The sequence below is a fragment of the Nitrosomonas oligotropha genome (genome assembly GCF_900106555.1).
GTDB classification, from domain to species: domain Bacteria; phylum Pseudomonadota; class Gammaproteobacteria; order Burkholderiales; family Nitrosomonadaceae; genus Nitrosomonas; species Nitrosomonas oligotropha_A.
Genome location: NZ_FNOE01000008.1, coordinates 59953 through 81898 on the forward strand (window position 1 = coordinate 59953; position 21946 = coordinate 81898).

At 49.6% G+C, this 21946-nt stretch carries 19 protein-coding genes; 4 read left to right on the top strand and 15 right to left on the bottom strand.

Going from position 1 to position 21946, the window contains the following annotated elements; all coding sequences use genetic code 11:
* Positions 1-132: 132 nt before the first annotated feature.
* The 8 genes from smbP to rpsF all read right to left on the bottom strand — a co-directional run bounded on the left by smbP (position 133) and on the right by rpsF (position 6043).
* The gene (smbP, locus tag BLU57_RS06405) at positions 133-507 is read right to left on the bottom strand and encodes a small metal-binding protein SmbP (RefSeq protein ID WP_090318015.1); all 375 of its coding nucleotides are present in this window, start codon (positions 505-507) and stop codon (positions 133-135) included.
* Between the two features lie 276 nt (positions 508-783).
* The gene (locus BLU57_RS06410) at positions 784-2007 is read right to left on the bottom strand and encodes a hypothetical protein (protein ID WP_090318018.1); all 1224 of its coding nucleotides are present in this window, start codon (positions 2005-2007) and stop codon (positions 784-786) included.
* Positions 2008-2022: 15 nt separating this feature from the next.
* A complete protein-coding gene (locus BLU57_RS06415; protein ID WP_090318021.1) occupies positions 2023-2832 on the bottom strand; it encodes a CPBP family intramembrane glutamic endopeptidase in 810 nt (269 codons plus the stop codon).
* 215 nt (positions 2833-3047) lie between these two features.
* Positions 3048-4436 (bottom strand): replicative DNA helicase, encoded by a 1389-nt coding sequence (gene dnaB / locus BLU57_RS06420; protein WP_090318115.1) that lies wholly within the window; start codon positions 4434-4436, stop codon positions 3048-3050.
* A gap of 113 nt (positions 4437-4549) precedes the next feature.
* On the bottom strand, positions 4550-5005 hold the full coding sequence (gene rplI, locus BLU57_RS06425; RefSeq protein WP_090318027.1) for a 50S ribosomal protein L9: 456 nt from the start codon (positions 5003-5005) through the stop codon (positions 4550-4552).
* Positions 5006-5017: 12 nt separating this feature from the next.
* Entirely contained in the window at positions 5018-5302 is a 285-nt protein-coding gene (rpsR, locus tag BLU57_RS06430; RefSeq protein WP_090318030.1) for a 30S ribosomal protein S18, read from the bottom strand.
* 19 nt (positions 5303-5321) lie between these two features.
* Complete coding sequence (gene priB / locus BLU57_RS06435; RefSeq protein ID WP_256206189.1) at positions 5322-5624, bottom strand: primosomal replication protein N; 303 nt, start codon at positions 5622-5624, stop codon at positions 5322-5324.
* Positions 5625-5629: 5 nt separating this feature from the next.
* Positions 5630-6043, bottom strand: coding sequence for a 30S ribosomal protein S6 (rpsF, locus tag BLU57_RS06440; RefSeq protein ID WP_090318119.1), 414 nt, complete (start codon positions 6041-6043; stop codon positions 5630-5632).
* 238 nt (positions 6044-6281) lie between these two features.
* Between rpsF and BLU57_RS06445 the strand changes: the two genes are divergently transcribed.
* From BLU57_RS06445 to BLU57_RS06460, 4 genes are all read left to right on the top strand, one after another.
* Positions 6282-6848, top strand: a complete 567-nt coding sequence (locus tag BLU57_RS06445; RefSeq protein ID WP_090318033.1) for an anthranilate synthase component II — start codon at positions 6282-6284, stop codon at positions 6846-6848.
* A 24-nt stretch (positions 6849-6872) separates the two neighbouring features.
* Entirely contained in the window at positions 6873-7898 is a 1026-nt protein-coding gene (trpD, locus tag BLU57_RS06450) for an anthranilate phosphoribosyltransferase (RefSeq protein ID WP_090318035.1), read from the top strand.
* A 7-nt stretch (positions 7899-7905) separates the two neighbouring features.
* The gene (trpC, locus tag BLU57_RS06455) at positions 7906-8766 is read left to right on the top strand and encodes an indole-3-glycerol phosphate synthase TrpC (RefSeq protein WP_090318036.1); all 861 of its coding nucleotides are present in this window, start codon (positions 7906-7908) and stop codon (positions 8764-8766) included.
* 143 nt (positions 8767-8909) lie between these two features.
* On the top strand, positions 8910-9758 hold the full coding sequence (locus BLU57_RS06460; RefSeq protein WP_090318039.1) for an HDOD domain-containing protein: 849 nt from the start codon (positions 8910-8912) through the stop codon (positions 9756-9758).
* Positions 9759-10170: 412 nt separating this feature from the next.
* Here BLU57_RS06460 and BLU57_RS06465 read toward each other — a convergent pair whose 3' ends face one another.
* The 7 genes from BLU57_RS06465 to BLU57_RS06495 form a co-directional block, all read right to left on the bottom strand.
* Positions 10171-13308: an efflux RND transporter permease subunit gene (locus BLU57_RS06465; RefSeq protein WP_090318043.1), complete on the bottom strand. Its 3138-nt coding sequence runs from the start codon at positions 13306-13308 to the stop codon at positions 10171-10173.
* Positions 13305-14477, bottom strand: coding sequence for an efflux RND transporter periplasmic adaptor subunit (locus BLU57_RS06470; protein WP_090318046.1), 1173 nt, complete (start codon positions 14475-14477; stop codon positions 13305-13307). The genes BLU57_RS06465 and BLU57_RS06470 overlap by 4 nt, the downstream gene beginning before the upstream one ends.
* Positions 14478-14525: 48 nt before the next feature.
* Positions 14526-15896, bottom strand: coding sequence for an efflux transporter outer membrane subunit (locus tag BLU57_RS06475; RefSeq protein WP_090318049.1), 1371 nt, complete (start codon positions 15894-15896; stop codon positions 14526-14528).
* Between the two features lie 39 nt (positions 15897-15935).
* Complete coding sequence (locus tag BLU57_RS06480; protein WP_090318052.1) at positions 15936-16913, bottom strand: alpha/beta hydrolase; 978 nt, start codon at positions 16911-16913, stop codon at positions 15936-15938.
* A 27-nt stretch (positions 16914-16940) separates the two neighbouring features.
* Positions 16941-19085 (bottom strand): TonB-dependent siderophore receptor, encoded by a 2145-nt coding sequence (locus tag BLU57_RS06485; RefSeq protein ID WP_256334377.1) that lies wholly within the window; start codon positions 19083-19085, stop codon positions 16941-16943.
* Between the two features lie 182 nt (positions 19086-19267).
* Positions 19268-20614: a lysine N(6)-hydroxylase/L-ornithine N(5)-oxygenase family protein gene (locus BLU57_RS06490; protein ID WP_256206191.1), complete on the bottom strand. Its 1347-nt coding sequence runs from the start codon at positions 20612-20614 to the stop codon at positions 19268-19270.
* A complete protein-coding gene (locus BLU57_RS06495; RefSeq protein ID WP_090318060.1) occupies positions 20580-21683 on the bottom strand; it encodes a GNAT family N-acetyltransferase in 1104 nt (367 codons plus the stop codon). The genes BLU57_RS06490 and BLU57_RS06495 overlap by 35 nt, the downstream gene beginning before the upstream one ends.
* Positions 21684-21946: the final 263 nt, after the last annotated feature.

Here is a 21946-nt window from a genome sequence, read left to right on the forward strand (position 1 = left end):
ACGGGCCATTTCCGGCAAAAACAATGCAAACCGCTGAGCGTGAATACACGACCGGCATTGATGTCCGCAAGGAAGAATGGAGGGATAAAAATACGGTGAACCCGTAATTCACCGTATGTTAGGGTGCTAAAGCTAGTAGGACGATTGCTTTGGTGCGGGGGCCGGTGTGGATGCGGCTTGCTTAAAATGGTTTACAGCATCTGTGGCCGCTTTCTTGGCTGCTTCAGCATTGCCACCTTTGCCTTCTTTGATCGCATCATCCAGGCATTTGATGCCTTCATCGATATGTTTGGGGTCGCTTTTGGAGTTTTTATTATTTTTCGCATCAATGGCATGCGCTTTCGCATGCTCGGCATGTTCGGCTACTGCCTTGCCATCAGCCGCGGCCGCCGCAGCTTCAGCGTGCTTTATGGCGTGCACCAGATGGCTCTCTCCGGCTATTGCACTCAGTGAAAAAAGAATCATGATCATGATGCTGGTAAAAAACATCAGTGTTTTTACGCTCATTTTATAACTCCTTCCAAATTCATTGATCGACGGGAAATCTTTTGATGACCCTCCACTTCTCATACTAGAGTTATTGGCGCAATTAATGAATAAGCATTGTGCTTATTTTTCTTGTAGTTATTCGCCTACAGATGTAAGGATATATGCGTGTGGCGATACCAGAAAAAACATTGAGGACTCGGATTATTTAACCACCACGCAGGCGGTGTGGGATGCCCGTCAGTGCCGCACCTGGTAAAAGCCCGGTAAGCGGTCAGCAGGATAAACTAGCCAAAGCTACTTGGCGATGGTGATACTCGGCACGCCGACGCGCGGGATGTCGGTGACGGTCATTTGGAACAGCAGGAACAATAACTGAAAGGCGTCGCGGTTCCAACGCGCGTAAGGTCCCGTGGTATTCACCGCGTAGTAGCGGCCATCCCAGCGGATGGAAAGATCGACATCCCGGGGGCGCCAATCGGAAACAGTGAATTCCATGGTCAGATCGGGATTTTCGTTATTGAGGATCGCTGGCGTTCTGGGATCTTTCTCGACGTGATAGCCAAGTTCTTCGCCGAGCGATTTGCCGAGAAAACCGAGTATCGAGTGGAAGCTTCTGAGCCGGAACACGCCGCTCATCGCCCAATCCCCGCCATAATGCCCGGCGCGGATATCAAACGCGATGTCGCTGCTATCCCCGTCCACCACTTGCTGGCGCAAGGTTTCGCGTTCTTCGTCGGACAAGATGTTAGGGTCGTAGTTAGTGATCAGAATCGGTCCGGCGATGTGTTTCCGCAGCGTGTAGGTATTGTCTTGCGGATTGTAGCGCACGCTGAATTCCTTTTGCAGCGACTGAAAACCATCTGCCGTGATGGCACTAGCCGGGATAACCCAGGTATTGATCAGCGCCAAAGGTTCGGCGTACAGCTGGTTATGGTCTTGAATCGCCGACAAGTGCAGCACCACGCGGCGGAACATTTCATAACCGGCTTCATCCCCCGGACTGTTGCGATAAACACCATTGTACCGGTTCGTTTGCAGCATGCGCACTTCCTGCGCCATCATGCGCAGCAGCAAGTCAACGTCGAAGCGCTGACGCAACAACAATGTCAGCTTGTTTTGCGGAAACGGTGTCAGCAGCCGCTTGGTGAATTCTTCCCCTTCGATCGGCACGATGCTGATGGTCGGGCTTTCCGCCATGCCGCCGCCGAAAATCGGCGATATCACGGCACCGGCCAGCCCGCCCGGCGATGGCGTGGCACCCGCACTCGCTTGGAAATTGAAAGTCGCGGCGATGTTGGATACGCCGGTGAAATGAATCGGCTGGCGGTGATGCGCACGCACGATATTGATCAGCAACTGCTGCGACACCGCATCGGTAACGGCGTCATCGTACGCAAGCACGGCGCGGTTCAGCGCCATCGGCGAGAAGCAGCCTGTGAGGGTAATCAGGATAAACAGGCACAGCAACAATCGCGGCAAACGGTTTTGCTGAGCTGGATGCGCGTTTTCAGAGTTCACCAATCATCTCACTATCTAAAATAGGCCTTTTCGATACAACGCGCACAGATCCATCGTCAGCGCGACACTACAGTGAATCATAACACCCAGCCAGATACTTTTGCTCTTTAAGCTCAGGAATCCTAAAACAACGCCCGCGATGATCGCCGCGATCGTTTCCGGCATCGGTTTGCCGAAATGGATCATGCAATACGGGATCACCATGACGAAAATGGCGTAAAACCCGAAACGGTGCTTGGTGCCGTGCAGAATAAAGCCGCGGAAGAAGAATTCCAATGCGAGAAATTGCAGGAAATACACGATTTCCCAGAGGAAGAAATTAGGAAACAGACTTTCATCGCTGGCCACCGTATAAAACGGGTAGCGCGCAAGAAAGCTCTCGCTCCCGGAAAAATAAAATACCAGCGGCACCATGATCGCCAGCATGCCGAGATACAGGGGATATCCTTGGCCGGCGTTCTTCAGCTGCAATCCGTATTCCGTCAGATTTTCCTTGAATACCAGCAGAATAATGCATGCCGGGAAAACGAAGTAAAAGAAAATAACTACCGACGCCCAGTAAATCAGCTGGTGTAATTGTGCGTTGGCATGATGCTGCAGGAGATTATCCGCTGCTTGCGCCAATCCGGTCAGATTCAAATCCCGCAAAACACTGATCAGGTAGTACGCATCGCCCAGATAGCGCGTACACGTGAGAGAGAAGGCGACGATCAGGCATACCAGCACCACTTTCACATCGAGCTTACGGATGTTTACCTGCAATGACCGTAACGAACTGGCTTCCGACTTCAGAAATACAAAAGAAAAAAGTTTTTTATTGATCATCTTTAATCTATAAACCAAGGAAATGAACCGGAAATAACGCTCAGCGCTTGCTTACTCGAAAAACCGGAAATACTGTTAAAAGCCTTCCCTGGCTTAGTTTTCCAATAAGATCCGGGTAAATGGTTGGTTAACTTTTTGTGAGTGTTGCTGATTAAAAGCTTCGCACCGATCCATCGCGAAGCAGGGTTTTGGAACATGCCGTAAAAAAACCGGAACTAGTAATATTCCTGCCTAGCGAGGCTTTCAAAACACGTGTATTGCCCCAGGAAAGCCAAATCGACTTTGCCGATCGGGCCGTTACGCTGTTTGCCGATGATGATCTCGGCGATGCCTTTGTCGGGTGAATCGGGGTTATACACTTCGTCGCGGTAAATGAACAAAATCACGTCGGCGTCTTGCTCGATTGCGCCAGATTCACGCAAATCCGACATCACCGGGCGTTTGTTGGGGCGTTGTTCCAAGCTGCGGTTCAGCTGCGATAGCGCGATCACCGGCACTTTCAGTTCCTTCGCCAGACCCTTCAATGCGCGCGATATTTCCGAAATCTCCGTGGCGCGGTTTTCTCCTTGGCCGGTGGACGACATCAGTTGCAAATAGTCGACCACGATCAAACCCAGTTCGCCGTACTGGCGGTAAAGCCTTCTGGCGCGCGCTCTGAGTTCCAAGGCATTCAGCGCGGCGGTTTCATCGATGTAAAGCGGCGCTTCGTTCAGTTTTCCCAGTGCATGCGTAAGTTTCGGCCAATCGTCGTCATCCAGCCGTCCGGTGCGCACTTTGTGCTGATCGAGCCTGCCAACCGAACCCAGCATCCGCATGGCCAGCTGCGCGCCGCCCATTTCCATACTGAATACCGCCACCGGCTTGTTTAATTCCAGCGCGACATTTTCAGCGATATTGAGTGAAAACGCGGTTTTACCCATCGACGGACGTCCCGCGACGATGATCAGGTCGCCCGGCTGGAACCCGGAAGTCTTTTGGTCGAGATCGTGAAAACCGGAGGCGATGCCGGTGACGTTGCTGGGATTATCCTGGCTGTAGAGCAGTTCGATTCTTTCCACTACTTGCTTCAACAGCGGCTGAATGCCGACGAACCCTTCCTTGCCGCGCGCACCTTCCTCGGCGATTTCAAACACTTTGGCTTCCGCTTCGTCGAGCAAATCCGCCGCGGAACGTCCCGCCGGGTTGTATGCGGAATCGGTGATCTGCACCCCGACTTGCGCCAGGTAGCGCATGATGGAACGTTCCCGGACGATTTCGGCGTAGCGCTTGATATTCGCCGCCGATGGCGTGTTTTGCACGATGGTGCCAATGTACGCCAGACCGCCGACAGTTTGCAGCTCCGCCGATGTCTCCAGGGATTCCGCCACGGTAATGACGTCCGCCGGTTTGTTATGCTCGATCAGCTTACAAATGTGGTGATAAATCAGGCGGTGATCATGGCGGTAAAAATCGCCGTCGGTAATGATGTCGGCGACTTTTTCCCAGGCGTTATTGTCCAGCATGAGTCCGCCCAGCACCGATTGCTCGCTTTCTATCGAATGCGGCGGTGTTTTATAGGGATCGAGAAATTGCTCTTGATGAAGACTGATCGGTGATTGTGCCATAGGATCCGGAAACACCATTGAAGGAGAATTGATTTTATCACTTGCTGACCGGCAAATGAAAAAGGACTACCGAAATAGTCCTTTTAAAAATGTAACGACCTGAAAACAGGGTATTACATCGCTGCTTCACCCAATACCGATACGGTGATATTGGCCGTCACATCGCTGTTTAGCGCAATGGTCATCGGATAATCGCCAACCTGTTTCAATTGGCCATTCGGCATGCGGATCATGGCGCGTTCCACGGTAAAACCGAGTGCGGCAAGCGCTTCGGCGATATTGGCATTGGTTACCGAGCCGAACAATTTTCCATCGCTACCGGCTTTTTGCGTAATTTGCACCAGCAATCCTTCGAGTTTCACCGCCACTGCTTGCGCTGCCGCCAGAACGGCTGCTTGTTTTTTCTCCAATTCCGCACGTTTCGATTGGAACTCTGCAATGGATTGCTCGGTTGCACGTCTTGCCTTGCCTTGCGGAATCAGATAATTCCGTGCAAAACCGCTCTTGACGTTCACAACATCACCCAATTGCCCTAAATTCGTAATTTTTTCCATCAAAATAATTTGCATCGTAATTACTCCTTAGTGACGATCGGTGTAAGGCAATAATGCCAGAAAACGCGCATGCTCAATCGCGGTGCTCAGCTGACGCTGGTAGAAGGAAGTCGTGCCGGTAATACGCGCCGGGATGATCTTGCCATTTTCACTGACAAAATCCTTCAGGATTTCAATGTCTTTATAGTCCACATGCTTGATGCCTTCCGCGGTGAAACGGCAGAATTTTTTGCGTTTGAATAGCGGGCGGTTGGCTTTCTTTTCTCTTTCTTTATCTTTGCTGTCTTTGCGTCTGCTGGTAAAACGTGCCATGTTAATTCCTGTTATCTGATTAAATAAGTTCGATATGTTCCGCGTGCAAAACCAATTGTTGGCTCATGTGACTCTTTCTGTTGAGAAATCCGCTCAGTTTGACCATGCTGTCAAGCTTAAACCCGGCGATCGTCAGAGCTAATTGGCCCAATGCAACGGCCAGAATATCCAATATTATTTGCCGAACTACACCTGCTTCCTTTTGCTTCGACACATGATTGATCGTAAATTCAATCACGGCCACACCAGCCGGTGTGTAGCGTAAAACGCCCAGTTTGACAATTTTTCCGCAAATAATGGTGCGATTACATTCCAATTGCAATGTGTTTACGCAGGGGTGCTGGATTCATCCGGCACGTCGTCGGTCTCGAGTTCCTCAGCCACCGCTTCGGTAGTGCTCAAACCTGCGGCGCGCGATCTTTCCTCTTGACGCATCATCGCCGATGGTTCTGTAATTGGACCGTCGACCTTGATGGTTAAATGCCGCAGCACGGCGTCGCTGAATTTGAATGCATGATCCAAGTCATCCAGCGCTTCTTGATTGCATTCGATATTCATCAATACATAGTGCGCTTTGTGAACTTTCTGAATCAGATAGGCAAGCTGACGGCGCCCCCAATCTTCCACGCGATGAACCTTGCCATCTTTCGCGGTTACAATGCCGCGGTAGCGTTCGATCATTGCAGGGACTTGTTCACTTTGATCAGGATGAACAATAAAAACGATTTCGTAATGTCGCATAATTTCCTTTTGGGTAAAGCCTCCCACGACTTTCATGTGGTGAGACAAGGTTGAAAAGGCGGTAATTTTACTGAATTATTAAGGCAATATCAATTACTGTTCAAATAATTGCGATTCTGTTATTCGCCTCACGGCTGAACTGGTAAAATTCACGTGCTGCGCGCAGGAATTCATCCTTTGCTATAATCTCTTCCGTCACAATTAAACGATAGTAAGTACAAACAAAGAGTTAAAACCGATGCTGCTGATGATAGACAACTACGATTCCTTTACCTACAACTTGGTGCAGTATCTCTCCGAGCTGGGTGAAAAGGTTGCGGTATACCGGAACGACGAAATCACACTGGATAAAATCGCGCAATTGAATCCCGAGCGGATCGTCATTTCTCCAGGGCCATGCACGCCCAATGAAGCGGGTGTATCGCTGGCGGTGATCAATCAGTTCAGTCAAAACATTCCGGTATTGGGCGTCTGTCTGGGACATCAAAGCATCGGGCAGGCGTTTGGCGGACGGGTAGTTCATGCAAAACAACTGATGCACGGCAAAACATCGCCGATTTTTCATCACGACACCGGCGTTTTCCGCGGCTTGCCCAACCCATTCACCGCCACCCGTTACCATTCCTTGGTCGTTGAACGCGCAACGCTGCCGGATTGCCTTGAAATCACCGCTTGGACCGAAGACGGCGAAATCATGGGGATCCGTCACAAAACTCTCGCCATCGAGGGCATTCAATTTCATCCCGAATCCATCCTGAGCGAATATGGACATCAAATGCTCGAGAATTTTCTCCACCGGCAATAAATCCGCTCGACTAAAGGTGATTGAATGACGCCACAAGAAGCACTCCAGCGCATTACTGCGCATCAGGAAATAATGCACGATGACATGATTTCCCTGATGCGCCAGATCATGCAAGGAGATATCTCGCCCGTTCTTATTGCCGCGATCATCGCCGGTCTCCGGGTAAAAAAAGAAACAGTCGGGGAAATTACCGCAGCGGCGCAAGTGATGCGTGAATTTGCCAGCAAAGTCGCCGTTCCCGATCACACGCATTTGGTAGATACCTGCGGCACGGGCGGAGACTCCTTGCACACATTCAATATTTCCACGGCAGCGGCATTTGTCGCCGCGGCGGCAGGTGCGCGTGTCGCCAAACATGGCGGCCGTTCGGTTTCGAGCAAATCAGGTAGTGCAGATGTATTGGAAGCGCTCGGTATCAATCTCAACCAAACACCACAACAGGTTGCGCAAAGTGTCGATGAGATCGGCGTCGGTTTCATGTTTGCACCCAATTACCATGCGGCCATGAAACATGCTGCACCGGTCCGGCGTGAACTCGGTATCAAAACATTATTCAACATCCTCGGCCCGTTAACCAATCCAGCCAGCGCCAAAAGGCAAGTTCTAGGCGTGTTCAATGCAGATCTGGTCAGAACCCTGGCGCTTGTGCTGCAACGCTTGGGCAGCGAACATGTACTGATCGTGCATGGCAGCGATGGATTGGATGAAATCACCATCACAGGCGAAACAAGCATCGGTGAATTGAAGAATGGTCAAGTATCCGTTTATACCGTCAGACCGGAAGATTTCAATTTAAAAACATCAGCAATCGAAGCTATCCAGGTTACCGACAGCACCGATGCCAGAACAATGTTGCTTTCGGTATTGGAAAATACCACCGGACCGGCACGCGATATCGTGCTGATGAATGCCGGCGCGGCGATATATGCCGCCGGGATTGCGGACACGCTCGAACAGGGAATCAAAGCCGCGCTACGCGCCATCGAAAGCGGCGCCGCGTTAAAGAAACTTCACGACTTGGTGGAATTCACCCACAGAAATTCTGTATAAGATCACAATGTCCGATATTCTAAAAAAAATCCTCACCGTCAAAAAACAAGAGATCAACGCTGCCAAGGCATTGAAATCTTATGCAACATTAAGCCAGGAAGCGCAATCCGCGCCACCGCCGCGCGATTTTGCGGCAGCGATAACGAGCAAAATTGAAGCCGGACAACCAGCTGTCATTGCCGAAATCAAACAAGCCAGCCCCAGTAAGGGGATATTGCGTGGCTGCTCTACCGGAGGAAGTACGCCTTCGTTTGAGTTTATTCCGGCAGAAATAGCGCAAACGTATGCACAACATGGCGCAGCTTGCCTGTCGGTATTGACGGATCGGCAGTTCTTTATGGGTAGCCCCGAATATTTACAAGCAGCACGTGCCGCATGTGCATTGCCGGTTTTGCGTAAGGATTTTATTCTGGATGAATATCAGATTGCCGAAGCGCGTGCGATGGGTGCCGATTGTATTTTATTGATCGTGAGTGCTTTCATCATGGAGTTCGGCGCTGGATCCAGTAATCCTGCCGATAATGCCTTGCAGCAAATGGTTGCACTCGAGAAATTGTCCCACTCGCTGGGCATGGCAGTTTTGGTCGAAGTTCACGATGCGGCAGAATTGCAACTGGCGTTGCAGCTGACCACTCCACTCATCGGCATCAATAATCGTAATCTGCGTACTTTTGAAACTTCCCTCGATACAACGCTGGCGTTACTTGGCCACATCCCGTCCGGGCGGATTGTGATTACTGAAAGCGGCATCCATACTCCCGCAGATGTTGCCCGCATGCGATCGCATCACGTCAATGCCTTCCTTGTCGGAGAAGCTTTTATGCGCGCAGAAGATCCCGGCATTGAATTAGCACGATTATTTTTCTAATTTCTATTGCCGTTGCCAATACGCTAGCATCACAAGAATCTCGCTGTTCCAATTCACAGTGAGGAGGATAGTGCATTGTTTCCTCAAGATTTATCCATAGGTGTCGTAGAAAATTTCTGACGTATCTCATTCAGGAGTTTAAAATGCTACAACAACATCAAAGAAAATTATCAGATTGGGTTAATTTTCTTACAACAGCTGAAATTCCTGTTCTCAAACAGACAGCTCGCAACCTCGCCATTCTCCAACAGGACGAGCAACATCTCAACGCGCGCAGTTTCGCTCATGTCGTGAAAAACGACCCGCTAATGACCGTAAAGCTGCTGCGTTATATGCAGCAGCACAAGCACCGGATTCAAGAACATGATGTGATGGAAGTCGAGCAAATCATTTTGATGCTCGGCCTTGAAGCTACGCTGAACAAAATACCTGCCAAGCCTCTGGCTGAAGATATTTTGGCGCGCAACAACATGAATGCACTGGTCTATTTGCTAAAAACCACTCACCGCGCAAATATTGCTTCTACCTACGCTTTTGACTGGGCAGTCCGTCTGCATGATTTACATTTTGCAGAAATCCGTCTGGCGGCATTACTGCACGATATCGCCGAAATGCTCATGTGGTGCTTTTCCCCTGCGGAAATGCTGAAAATAAAACAGCTACAAAAACAAAACAAAGCACTTCGCAGCACCGCCGCACAAGAAAAAGTGCTCGGCTTTTCTTTGTATCAACTCCAGCTGGAACTTGCAATTAAATGGAAATTACCAGAATTATTAATCACCCTCATGGACGACAATAATTCAAACTTACAAAGAGTGCGTAATGTGGTACTAGCGGTAAATTTAGCCCGGCATTCCGCTAATGGATGGGATGATGCCGCATTACCGGACGACTACGAAAATATTGCGAAACTTTTGCATCTTCAAGCGGGCGACATCATGACCATTGTAGGCGCCAGCAAACAATCCGAAGATGCGAGTAATCTCGCATGAACTCGTTTAAATAGGGAAACTGGTGCCGACACCAAGAATCGAACTCGGGACCTTCTGATTACAAAACTTATTTATAAATTCAAGCCATATATAAATCAATCACTTATAATGCTTGCCAAGCATAAAAACTGTCGCACGCAACCACAAACAGCGACACTTACAGAGTAGTTTGGCACAAATTTGACACAGTCAATATTGCCACCTTTCGTTACTGTATCAGCTACATTGCAAAGAAAAAACCTGTCATATGAACAGGGCAGTAATCACTATTTAGAAATTATTACTTGGTTTTAAATGAATTGCGTTGTTAATGTGACACCTTCTTTTCGATCGATTACTCACAATCATTATTTTAATTTCGCGAAGTACTAAAGTCATTTCAAGAAAAAAACCTGGTAATAATGTATACCGATCAGAATGCCTCATTAGCGGGTGTTGAAACCCTCATCCGTTCCGATATTTCCCGCAATACCACGCAACTGACAGGCACTAGCACCAGGGTTACCAGCACCGAAAACAGTATGCCGAATGCCAGTGTTACTGCCATCGGCAGAATTTTTTCAGCATCCGAACTCTGAACATTAACGAATGGCAGTAATCCGACAAATGTTGTGGCGCTAGTCAGAAAAATCGCGCGAAATCGCGCCTTGCAAGCCCGGATTACGGTTTGATAACGGGTGAAATGCTCTTGTTCGGCTTTGTTGATTTGGGCCACCAGTATCAGGCTGTCGTTGATTACGATTCCTCCGACCGCAAACAAGGCCACATAAGATTCCAGCGATAAAGGTATGCCCAGTAGCAGATGCCCCAATATCGCACCGATGAAACCGAAGGGAATTGCTAACATGATCATCAACGGCTGCAGATAAGATCGCAATGGAATCGCCAGCAGCGCATAGATACCCAGCAGCGCGAGCAATCCGTAACGCCACAGATCGGACATGGCGGCTTCCTGCTTTTGCCGGGCTTGCCCAGATTCGATCTTTATTCCTGGAAATTGCGCTTCCAGTTCAGGGATCACATGAGTGCGCAAATCAGCAAGGATCGTTTCAACACTGGCTTGTTCCTTATACACTTCTGCACTGATCAACTGAACCCGCTCCCTGTTCTGCCTGACGATACTGGCAAAACCCTGCATCAAATCGGCTTCCGCCACCGCAGCAAATGGCACGCTATCGCCATTGGGTAACTGGATTGGCAAGCGATAAATATCATCCAAGGAACGACGATTCTCGGACGGCAAGCGTACAATCACCCTGATCTCATCTCGATCCAGAAAAAACCGCTGCACTTCCAATCCGAGAAAACCATTACGCACCTGCTCACCCAGGCTTTGCATGGTCAAGCCTTGCAATACTGCTTCCGGTTTGAGTTTGAGATTTAGCTCGGGCTTACCCGTTTGCATCGCTCCAGTCACGCTATGCACGCCGGTGTATGCCGCCAGCTTTGCTTTGAGTAACTCGCTGACAGCGCTCTGTTGCGCAATATCTGGAGAAATCAGCTTTAACTCAATCGCTTTGGTCGATTGCGTTGCGGCGACACCAAGATTTCTTGGCCAGAAGGTTTGAAACGACAGCGTGGCTCCGACTGGCAACTCGCCCAGACGTTCTTCCCATTGTTGCTTGATGAAATCCATCCGTGAACGGATCCGTTCATCGATGGCAATCTCAATATTCACAAACACAGCGTTATCCTCGCTCACCGAAATGATATGTTGCAAACTATCCTGCAACCTATCCGCCGCGCCCAATCCGAGCTCGGTATTCAATTCCATCCGGATATCATTGGCAGCGCGTTCCAGACGCAACACATAGTCATTGACTTCTTCGAACGGTGTACCCGGAACGAACTGCAGCATGGCGAACAGATAATAATCATTGACCGGTGCATCCATCACGCTTTGAATCCGCCCGGATGAGACAAGTGCAATTGCCACCAGCAAAATCATCGCAAATATCGACAGCGTAATGTAACGAAAGTACAGCAATCGCTTCAGTAGCGGTATGTACACGCGATTGACAAACCATTTCAGCATCGCATCGACCTTTGCTCTGGCCTTCTCGAATGCGATCCCGATTTTACTCTGTGCCGATACCGGATAGTCATACGACGACAGATGAGAAGGCAGAATGAATAACACCTCCAGAATCGAGAATGCCAATGTTAGAATCACCACGGCGGAAACGTTATACATCAAGTGACCGCTAAGTCCCGGCAGGAACAAGCCCGGCGCGAAGGCAATCATGGTGGACAACACCATGATGACAATCAGCGGCGCCACTTCCAGCGTGCCACTGATGGCACCAGCCAACCCCGGATTCCCCCGTTCCTGGTGAGTGTAGATATTTTCCCCTACGACGATGGCATCGTCGGCTAGAACGCCAATGATCAGAATCAATGCAGAAATCGAGTAGGTGTTTAACGAAATACCCAGCATCGGCATCATCCATAATGCGCCGAACAACGACACCAGGATGCCGCTGCTAACCCAAACTGCAAGACGGAATCGCAGTGTAAACATCAACACCAGAAAAACCAGGAAAAAACCGGAAATGGCGTTTTCCTTCAACATACTCATATTTTCCGCATAGTATTTCGACCAATCGTCCCACGTCGAAATACCGACACCAGCCGGCAATTCTGGACGGAATGCGTTGATCACGGCATTGACCGCTTCAACCGATGTCGAAATCCGTTCCTTGGACATCACGAAGATTTGCACGGCCGGTTTGCCATCAATCCTGGCCCGCATATCCTTGTCATTGACTGTTTCACGGATCCGCGCGACATCCCCCAGTAACAAACGTGCGCCATTAACATCCGAGCGCAGGGGGATTGCTGCATAATCCGCCACCGTCATGGACTGATGCTTACTTCTCAGCAAGAGTTTGCCATCCGGCTTCTTGAGTTCCCCGGCCGGAATGTTTTGCGAGACCCCCTGAATCGCCACGGCTATTTCCTCAAAACTCAAATCGTAACGGCGCAACTCGGACTCCGTGACTTCAATCGAGATTTCATAGGAGATCTCGGGCCAAGGTGTGAGTTTGCCGATATCCGGATGCTGACTCAGCAGAACTTGCAAGCGGTCGCGCTGACGCATCAAGGTTAGCAGGTCGACATCCCCGTGCACCATTACGGTCACAGCGGTGGTGCCGGTTTTCAATTCCGTGATCTTCAATTTCTCGGCTTCCTTTGGAAAAACCGTGATGCGATCCATTCTAGCCTGCACATTAGCCTGGAAACGCGCCGCATCGATTTTCGGATCGAACTCGACGATCACCTCGCATTGCGCCTGGTGAGCAGTTGCATTGAGTTGCCGGATACCTTCCAGATCATGCATCGCTGTTTCTATCGGAATGCACAATGCGCGTTCCACTTCCGCCGGACCGGCGCCCGGATATTCGATCTCGATTTGCAGTTGATTTTGCGGCGCCGGGGGGATGGTATAGCGCTTGGCGATTGTCAATCCCAGAATTCCGCCCGCAATAATGAGTAGCATCAGGAAGTTTGCCGCAATCGGATTCCTGGCAAACCAGACAATTAGTTTCATGGCCTTTCCTTCGCCACCACGAACATGCCTTCAAGCGGATACAGTATGCCGGAAACCATGATCCGTTCACCCGGCATCAAGCCTTCCTTCAGAATGACCTGCTCACGCTCTTTTTTCAGAACGGCAACGTGACGCAAGCGCAAACGACTATCCTGATCAATGACCGCAACCCGGTCGTCTTTCAGCAACGCACTAGCCGGCAGCACATACACGCCCTCCAGCCAGCGGCCTTCGATACTCGCCTCGATATACAAACCCACCGGCAACGCCATGACCGCACGATCCCGTTCATTCTCGCGCAACCCGAACGGATCGCTGACCTGGGCCACGATCATCACCATACCGGTCTTTTCATCGATGGCACCCTCGCCGCGCACAATCCAGCCCCGCCAGGTTTGTAATTCTCCGTGATAGTTCGCTGACAAAATGACTTCCGCACCTTTGGCTACGGCGGAACGCGCTGGCCAGTCCGGCACATCAACCCAAGACAGCTCCTGGGTGTTGACGGGTAAACGCACTTCCGCCAGATCGCTGCTGTAAATACGGCCCAACACGTCGCCAATATTCAGGTACTGCCCCATCCCGATGGTTTTGCTGCGCACCCGACCATTGAAGGGTGCCCGTATTTCCGTCCGCTGCCGCAGCAATCGGGCATTTTTCAGTTCCTCCTGCTCGGCGGCGAGTTTTGCTTTTTTTTCCTTTAACTGCGGAATTCTCAAATTCAAAGGACTGGGATCGCCCTCACCCAATTGCCGCCACTCCTGTCGCGCCTGCTCCGCTTCGGCTTCCTCGCGTGTGAGTTGATATTGCGCTTCCATCATCCGGGCTTGCGCTTGCGCCACGCGCAAATCATATTCGGCCGGATCGATGGAAACCAGCAAATCCCCCTTTTTGAAAAAACCGCCACTGACAAATGCTGGTGCCACATGGGTGATATTGCCCGAAACACCCGTTATGACCTCGATTTCGGTTTGCGCTTTGACACGCCCTCGCGTTTGCACTGTCATTTGCAGTCGTTGCGGCTGTACCGCGATCGTCTGCACCACAGGCGGTTCGGCAACTTGTGGCTGCTGATCGGCTTGTGGCGGCATTTGGACGATAATCATGGCGGCAACAACACCCGCCATTATCACGAATAAAGCGATGAATAGTTGTTTACGAGCTTTCATCAATAAACAAATTTCTGTATGAATGAAAAGGTGGCTGTATGAGCTCGATCAGGCATTGCCACCCAGAGCCAGGTAAAGGTTGATACGGTTACTCAGCAATTGCCGCGTTACGGAAAGATGCGCCGTCTGTGCATTCAACATGCTGCGATAACTGTCCAGCAACGTCAAAATTTCAATGGTGCCGTTTCGATACGAATAAATGGCCAGTTTCTGGCTGGACCCGGTATGTTCAACAGCTTTACGCAAGGCAATTTCCTGCTGCCGTAACCACTCCTCGGCTGCAAGCGCCTGTTCCACCTCGCGAAAAGCATTCAGTGCCGTATTTTTGTACTGATTCAGGGCTTCCTCGGCACGCGCCTGATTGCGAAAAATCTCACCTTGAATGCGCCAACCGGTAAACAAAGGTTGCACCAATCCGGCAAACACATTCCAAGCCGCAGCCCTGGGGTCGACCAACTCGGTCAGATCGACACTGCGGCTCCCACCGGTTGCTGTCAGCGTAATTCGTGGCAAGCGCAATTTTTGCGCGCTGGCCGTCCGCAAATCGGCTGCTTGCAAGCGCTTGAATGCAGCTATCAGATCGGGCCTGCGTTCCAGCAATTCCGACGGCAATCCTGCCGGTATCACAGCCGGTAATAACGGTAGTTGGGTGATGCTCCACACTTTATCCTCGGGATAATTACCCAGCAAGGTTTCCAGTCTTTTAGAAATTTGCTGCACCCGGTTGCGTGCTTGCTTCAGTTGCGCTTCGGCATTCGTCAGATCATTTAAAGCCAGACGCAAATCCAAGCCACGAACCAAGCCGCGCTGAAAGCGGCCACGCACCAGATCGGCGATCACACCCCGTTCTTTGATCGACTGTTCAATAATGGCCGATTGCAATTCGGCTTCGATCAATTCGAAATAACTTTGTGCAACGCGCGCCGCCAGCGATAAACGGGTTCCTTGAAAATCCGCCTGCACGGCAGTGGCTTCTGTTAGGGCCGACAAGTGTGAGTCGCGGATTCTTCCCCACAAATCCACTTCCCAGCTGACACCGAACAGAGCCTCGAAGACGTTAAAGCGGGCGGAACCGAAGCCAGCGTCGCGGATTTGCACTTCTTCATAATCCGCCGAGAAAAAAACCTGCGGCCAGCGCGGGGATCCGTCAATGCGTGCCTGAGCCGCAGCAGCTTGAATTCTCGCGGCTGCGGCCTTCAATTCGTAATTATTTTCCAGTGCGCGATCCACCAATTGTTTTAGCGTTGCATCCTGAAATGTTTCCACCCAGCTCACAGCGACGGATTGCTCCACAGCGTGTTCGCTCCATTGCTGCGGGATGTCTGCACCGGCATCACCAGTACGCCGCTCGGACAACAGGCTGCAGGCGCTTAGGGCGAACAAAGGCAGCAGGAAGCAAAACAAATGGAATGGTTTCATAGTGAAGCACATATAAACCGCATGCACATTCCGCTGTTCTCAAATACGATTATTTTCATGATAAAAAGCTTTCGCCAAGGTATCCGCCAAATCCTGGCGAACTTGCCCGGCCTCTTCGACGATATTGCCCAGTCGGGCAAAATCATGAACCATACCTGAGTATATGTTGACTTGTGTATCCACACCGCTGGCTTTCAGCCGCTCGGCATAAGCCATTCCTTCATCTAGCAATGGATCATATTCGGCCAAAATAAAATAGGCCGGTGCCAGCTTTGATAAATCATGAGTTTCCAGCGGCGCAAAGCGCCAATCAGTTCGATCGGCATCGCTGCGAAGATAAAGCTTAAACATCCACTGTAAGGTATCCGCTTCCAATAGATATCCCCTGGCAAGGCGCTGATGCGAATCAGTATCCTGCCATACACTCGTACATGGATAGAGCAAAACCTGAAAAACCGGTGGTTGCCAACCTTCGTCCCGAGCCATGATCGCGATCCCAGTTGCCAATGTACCGCCGGCACTATCGCCTCCAACCGCGATACGGGTAGAGTCAAGACCATAAGCGAATCCTTGCATCAGGAGCCAGCGATACGCATCGTGCGCATCGTTTACTGCATAGGGGAAACGGTACTCCGGCGCAAGCCGGTAAGCAACATGCAGTACATGACAAGGTGTCAACGCAGCCAACGAACGACACAGTGAATCGTGTGAATCCAGATTGCCCAGGCAATAACCGCCGCCGTGGAAATATAGCAATACAGGGCACAATGCCGTCGTTGCTGGAAGTTCGGTCGGCTTATATAATCGCGCGTTAATCGATTGCCCATCGCGACAAGGAATGGTGATCTCCGTCACACTTGCAACCAAAGGTCCGGGAACATCCAGTATGTGTGTTGACGCACCGTAATCTAACCGCGCCTGCTCAGGTGTCATCATATACATCGCTGGCTTCTCCCCGCTTAATGCATTTGCTTCAACAAGCTCAAGAAAAGCCGACAGATCGGGATCCAGTGACATCAGATATCTTCCTCGCAACAATCCAAGCTAGAAACGGAACGTCAACGTACCAATAATCGTGCGTTCCGCACCCAGATAAGGCCTGCCAAAATTTGTCGAGGCGATATAATGATTGTTAAAAATGTTGCTGGCATTGATGTTAAATAATACCGGCCCTTTTTCATAGCGGAGTGAGGCATCGAATAAGGTGAATGACGGTGTGGTAGTAGTGTTTGTTTCTTCGTTAAATGTTTTACCGACGTAGCGCACCCCGCCACCCAAGCCAAAACCGCGCAGCCAATCGATTCCCAAGACACCAAATGAATAATCCAGCCACCCCGAAGTCATGGTAGACGGCACCTGAAGAGGTCTCTTACCTTTGAATTCAGTATCTTTTAAATTGTCTACGTCCATATAAGTAAAAGAACCGATCGCATTTAACCCGTGCAACAATTCCGTACGCGCTTCCAGTTCGACACCGCGTGATCTTATTTCACCTGTCTGTACAAAACCAAAACCATTCAAATTTGTGGGATCACGCGTTAACGTATTGTTTTTGGTTAGATCGAAAAAAGCCACGGTATACAAACCTTTTCCACCCACGGGTTGATACTTGATACCCGCTTCAAACTGAGAGCCGCGCGTTGGATCAAATGGTGTGCCTGTGCTGCTAAAACCAGTTTGCGGCAAAAACGACTGAGCATAACTGAAATAAGGCGCAATGCCATTCGAAAACAAATATGTTAAGCCTCCCCGTCCGGTAAAAGCGCTGTCATTACTTTTGGTCGAGAGTATAGGATCCAAGCGATCGGCATTACTTGTATTGATTCTGTCATAGCGCCCGCTCAGGGTCAGGATCCAGTTGTCGTAACGTAATTGATCTTGAATATAAAAACCTAATTGATCGATTGTCTGTTTCGCATTCTGCAATAATACATCTGGTCTTGGAATTGGCGTGCCATAAACCGGATTTAACAGGTCAATATTCGGTACCGTAAATCCATTGTTATAGCCTTGAAAAAACTTTAGTGAAAGATTGGTTTGATTCCAATCGGCACCCAGTAGCACGGTATGATTCAGTGGCCCGGTATTGAATTTAGCCTGTGCATGCGTATCCAGTACGATCTGGTTTAGCCGTTCGTTGGTAGCGTAGGCACTACGTTCGACCAGCGTGGGCCGATCGAGTGGATTGAAAGTCTGAAATAAATCCTGGAATCGTCCCACTTGTTGCGCAAAGCGAAAATTTTGCCGCACGGTAAAAATGTCATTGAAATGATGCTCTAATTGATAGCTAAATGAAGATTGATTCGTGTTGTATTTTGTAAATTTCGGATCGCTTTGCAGCACATTGGCAAAACCACCACTCGGTGAGGCAATATAGAATGGTGACGATCCGCTGCGATTATTGAGCACGTCTCCCATCAACGTAATGGTTGTGTCAACCGTGGGTCGCCAGGTGATGGATGGCGCAATATAAAAACGCTCGTTATGTGCACGATCGCCGCCGGTATTGGGGTATCTGGTTTGCGAATCGCTATCGAGCGCTGCTGTCACCAACCGGAACATGAACGTCCCGTCCTTGCTGACGGCACCTATATCGGCGGCGATTCTTTTACGATCAAAATTGCCATATTGAAACTCAATTTCACGAATAGGCGTAGCACTCGGTCGTTTAGTTACGCGATTCACAATACCACCTGCGTCGCCTCGTCCAAATACCACTGAAGAAGGACCGCGCAGCACGTCAACGCGCTCCACTCCATAGGTTTCGGTAATGAACTGAGAAAAAAAACCGACTGCCGAATTACTCAAGCCATCCCTGAAATTTGCAGTGTTTAATGCATTAAAACCACGCATCATTAAGTATTCAAAACCCCGACCCTGAAATCCGAACTGGTCGACGGTGACGCCAGGAACGTAACGCAGCGCCTCGGTAAAATTTTGCACGCTGCGCATGTCCATCTCATTTCGAGTTACCACCGATATCGATTGTGGTATCTCGATGATCGGCGTATCGGTTTTGGTTGCGGTGATACTACGTTTAGCGACATTTCCTATCGCCTCGCCGGTATTTTTGGCTTCGATTACCACGGTCGGAAGCGTCGAGTCGGCGGTTCTTTTTGTATCCGTTTTGCCGGAATCCTGGTCTCGAGAGTCAATTTTACCATCTGATGCTGCGGTTGAATTTTGCACTTCCGTCTGCTTCGTTTGCGCAAAACTATGATTGGAGGTTGTAACGCACGCGATGAACAAAATCGAGGGAAATAGTCGATAAGTCGGTAGGCCAAGTGATGTTGTTATTTTTTTTTGCATGACTGGAAACTAGAAATATAAAAAATAATGAATAAAAAAGTAATCGCTCAGTACACTATTGCTCAGGCGATTAATGATGAAACGGCCCGTGCTGTTACTGAAGGTTTGATCTGATTCAGAGAACTAATCAAAGCTTCAGTAATCTCACTGGCGCGAATCGCAGTGACCGACAGCAAGGTGTCGCTCAGTCCATGACTGGATTCGCAAGCGCCTTGTAAAAAAATGGCCGGTTTGAATTGCGAAGTGGCACTCAGCCGGTAATTGCGGTCCACCGACAAAGTTTTGAAAAAAGGCATTAGCGGTGACAACAGGGCTTGAAAATGGTCACGGTGATACCCGGTCGCAAGCACGACGGCATCGTAGGTTGCGGAAAAATCGCAATCATCGTTCAAATTGTGCAGCGTGAACTGAATTCCTTGTGATAATGAGTCCGCTCGTCTCACTTCGTGTCTGCGTAAAAACCGGTGTCGATTCGAATCCACCACTTTCTGCTGGTAGAACACATTAAAAATCTGCTCGATCAGCACCAGATCCGGTGCCGCATAATTGGTATGCCAGAATTCTCCAAGCAGACTACTGCGCTCTTGTTCTGTGCTATTGAAAACAAAATCGGTGAAATCAGCATTGAAGATTTCATTGACAAAAGGGCTGTCATCGGAAGGCCTGATAGAGCGGGCGCGCATGATCAAATCAACTTTTGTGCGATTGAAACGGCCGTGTAAATCCATGAAGATCTCCGCAGCACTCTGCCCGCCCCCCACGACAGCAATTTTCTCGACATTTGAGAATTCCCTAATTCTTCTCAAATAATCATTGGAATGGAAAATACGGTTATCGTCCTTCAATGCCAAGAAACAGTCCGGAATTCTCGGTTTTCCGCCGATACCCACCGCCAGGCTACGCGTCAATCGTTCATGTAAAGTGTTATTCCGGTCGCGGGACCTGACGCGCAAATACATTACTTCATTGCCGCTTTTTTCCGGCAAGACCTCGATCACCTCTTCTCCGTATGCGCAACTGTCATCGAAATGCGAGGCAGCCCATGCCAAATAATCATTAAACTCGTGCCGGCTAGGGAAAAAAGTCTTCAAATTGATGAAATCCTGCAACCGTTTTTTCTGATGCAGATAGTTAATAAATGTGAAGTAGCTGGCAGGATTGCGCAGCGTGGCCAGATCTTTGAGAAATGAAACCTGCATGTGGGAGTTGTCCAGCATCATATTGGCATGCCACGCGAACTCCGGTTGTTTCTCGATAAAAAAGGCGTCGATGTGATAACCTGCTTGTTTTTTTTCTTCCAATGTAACGGCTAGGGCGATATTCGATGGACCAAAACCAATACCAATCAGATCATAGATTTGCATGACGTAACCCTCAGGATAGCGATAAGGAATTTGCGGTGACGGCACTGCGCGGCACCCACAGTTGTTCGGAAAAGAAACGCTCGCGCAGCAGCATGTGCAGTGCGGCACGTTTATGCGGAAAGTCGAACTCCTTGAGATTGGCGTAGCCACCATATGCGAGATTCCGCATCATCTTGAGATTATCGATGCGAGGCTCAATGACGATGCGCTGCGTCCGGCAATCATCCAGGAACAAGTAATGCGAAATCGACGGCAACCAGGCTGTCACGTAAGGTTTGCCGCGCATTTGCGGCTCGCCGATCAGCACATGCCAGCCGCGATCAAAGTCATGCGCGTCGTAAAATGGTGCGATGCGATCTTCTTTGGCCCAATAAACCTCGAAGTAGCCGAATGGCTCATCGTTCAAACACGCAATGAGATTCAGCATGTGAGGATCCGCATCGATCATTTCGAGATAAGCCCGATGTTTTTGCATGTCTCCGGTTTCCTGCCAGAAAGCAGCAACCACAGGATCATTCATCCAGCGATTGAAACGCTGTAGATCTTTATCGATGACCACCCGGCGAAAATTCAATGTGGATCCGAGCCAAGGAATATAGCGTCGGTAAACCAGACCCGAAGGTTTGGGCGGACGCAATGGATGGCGCTGTCCTTGACTGAATCCATAGCGGATGGGATATGGTGCGTCACTGCCGCGTTGATGCCATAGTCTGGGCAGTTGCCAGAATGCTTCGGCATAAACGATCACCCGGCTGCCATCGGCAGTCAGAACCCCTGCCGCAAACAACTCGGGAAACCGCGATTGCGCAACAGTCAGTGTCACTTCCTTTTGTGCCGGGTAGCAAAGCAGAGCTGCTTCGATAACCGCCAACAGTTCCGTTGCGGACGGTTGTTGACTGATTGCATCAATCGGTTTCAAAGTCAGTTGCCCATCGGTATTTCGCAATGACCAAACCGATGGTTGTTCATTGTCTCGATACCGAACGTGTAGCTTTTGATCATCATGGCAGATGGTGCAGCAAACCTGATCGGGATACGACAGTAGGTTCACTTGCGCAACTATGCTTTCGTCGATCAGAGTCATGGATGAATCACTGAGCAGATTCGATTTCATTTATCTCCAACGCAATTTTATTTTTACAATATACTTTCTAAACACTGAAGACGAATGAGAATTATTTTTATTTAAAAATAATCATTATTCCCGATAATGTGCGATTCAATTAATTAAGATCAACAAAATGATTATTAAGATTTTTATTTTCCAGATAGCGGTTGCAACAACTTCTTCAATCGATATTGCCGCGACACAATCCGGCGATAACTATGTAAATAATTCTTATTGCCATTCGTCTCAAAGTTGTATCGAAATGAATC

Excerpts from the sequence above, each read along its gene's own strand:
- smbP (WP_090318015.1), bottom strand. The coding sequence starts at position 507 with ATGAGCGTAAAAACACTGATGTTTTTTACCAGCATCATGATCATGATT.
- BLU57_RS06415 (WP_090318021.1), bottom strand. The coding sequence starts at position 2,832 with ATGATCAATAAAAAACTTTTTTCTTTTGTATTTCTGAAGTCGGAAGCC.
- dnaB (WP_090318115.1), bottom strand. The coding sequence starts at position 4,436 with ATGGCACAATCACCGATCAGTCTTCATCAAGAGCAATTTCTCGATCCC.
- rplI (WP_090318027.1), bottom strand. The coding sequence starts at position 5,005 with ATGCAAATTATTTTGATGGAAAAAATTACGAATTTAGGGCAATTGGGT.
- rpsR (WP_090318030.1), bottom strand. The coding sequence starts at position 5,302 with ATGGCACGTTTTACCAGCAGACGCAAAGACAGCAAAGATAAAGAAAGA.
- rpsF (WP_090318119.1), bottom strand. The coding sequence starts at position 6,043 with ATGCGACATTACGAAATCGTTTTTATTGTTCATCCTGATCAAAGTGAA.
- BLU57_RS06445 (WP_090318033.1), top strand. The coding sequence starts at position 6,282 with ATGCTGCTGATGATAGACAACTACGATTCCTTTACCTACAACTTGGTG.
- trpD (WP_090318035.1), top strand. The coding sequence starts at position 6,873 with ATGACGCCACAAGAAGCACTCCAGCGCATTACTGCGCATCAGGAAATA.
- trpC (WP_090318036.1), top strand. The coding sequence starts at position 7,906 with ATGTCCGATATTCTAAAAAAAATCCTCACCGTCAAAAAACAAGAGATC.
- BLU57_RS06460 (WP_090318039.1), top strand. The coding sequence starts at position 8,910 with ATGCTACAACAACATCAAAGAAAATTATCAGATTGGGTTAATTTTCTT.
- BLU57_RS06465 (WP_090318043.1), bottom strand. The coding sequence starts at position 13,308 with ATGAAACTAATTGTCTGGTTTGCCAGGAATCCGATTGCGGCAAACTTC.
- BLU57_RS06470 (WP_090318046.1), bottom strand. The coding sequence starts at position 14,477 with ATGAAAGCTCGTAAACAACTATTCATCGCTTTATTCGTGATAATGGCG.
- BLU57_RS06475 (WP_090318049.1), bottom strand. The coding sequence starts at position 15,896 with ATGAAACCATTCCATTTGTTTTGCTTCCTGCTGCCTTTGTTCGCCCTA.
- BLU57_RS06480 (WP_090318052.1), bottom strand. The coding sequence starts at position 16,913 with ATGTCACTGGATCCCGATCTGTCGGCTTTTCTTGAGCTTGTTGAAGCA.
- BLU57_RS06495 (WP_090318060.1), bottom strand. The coding sequence starts at position 21,683 with ATGAAATCGAATCTGCTCAGTGATTCATCCATGACTCTGATCGACGAA.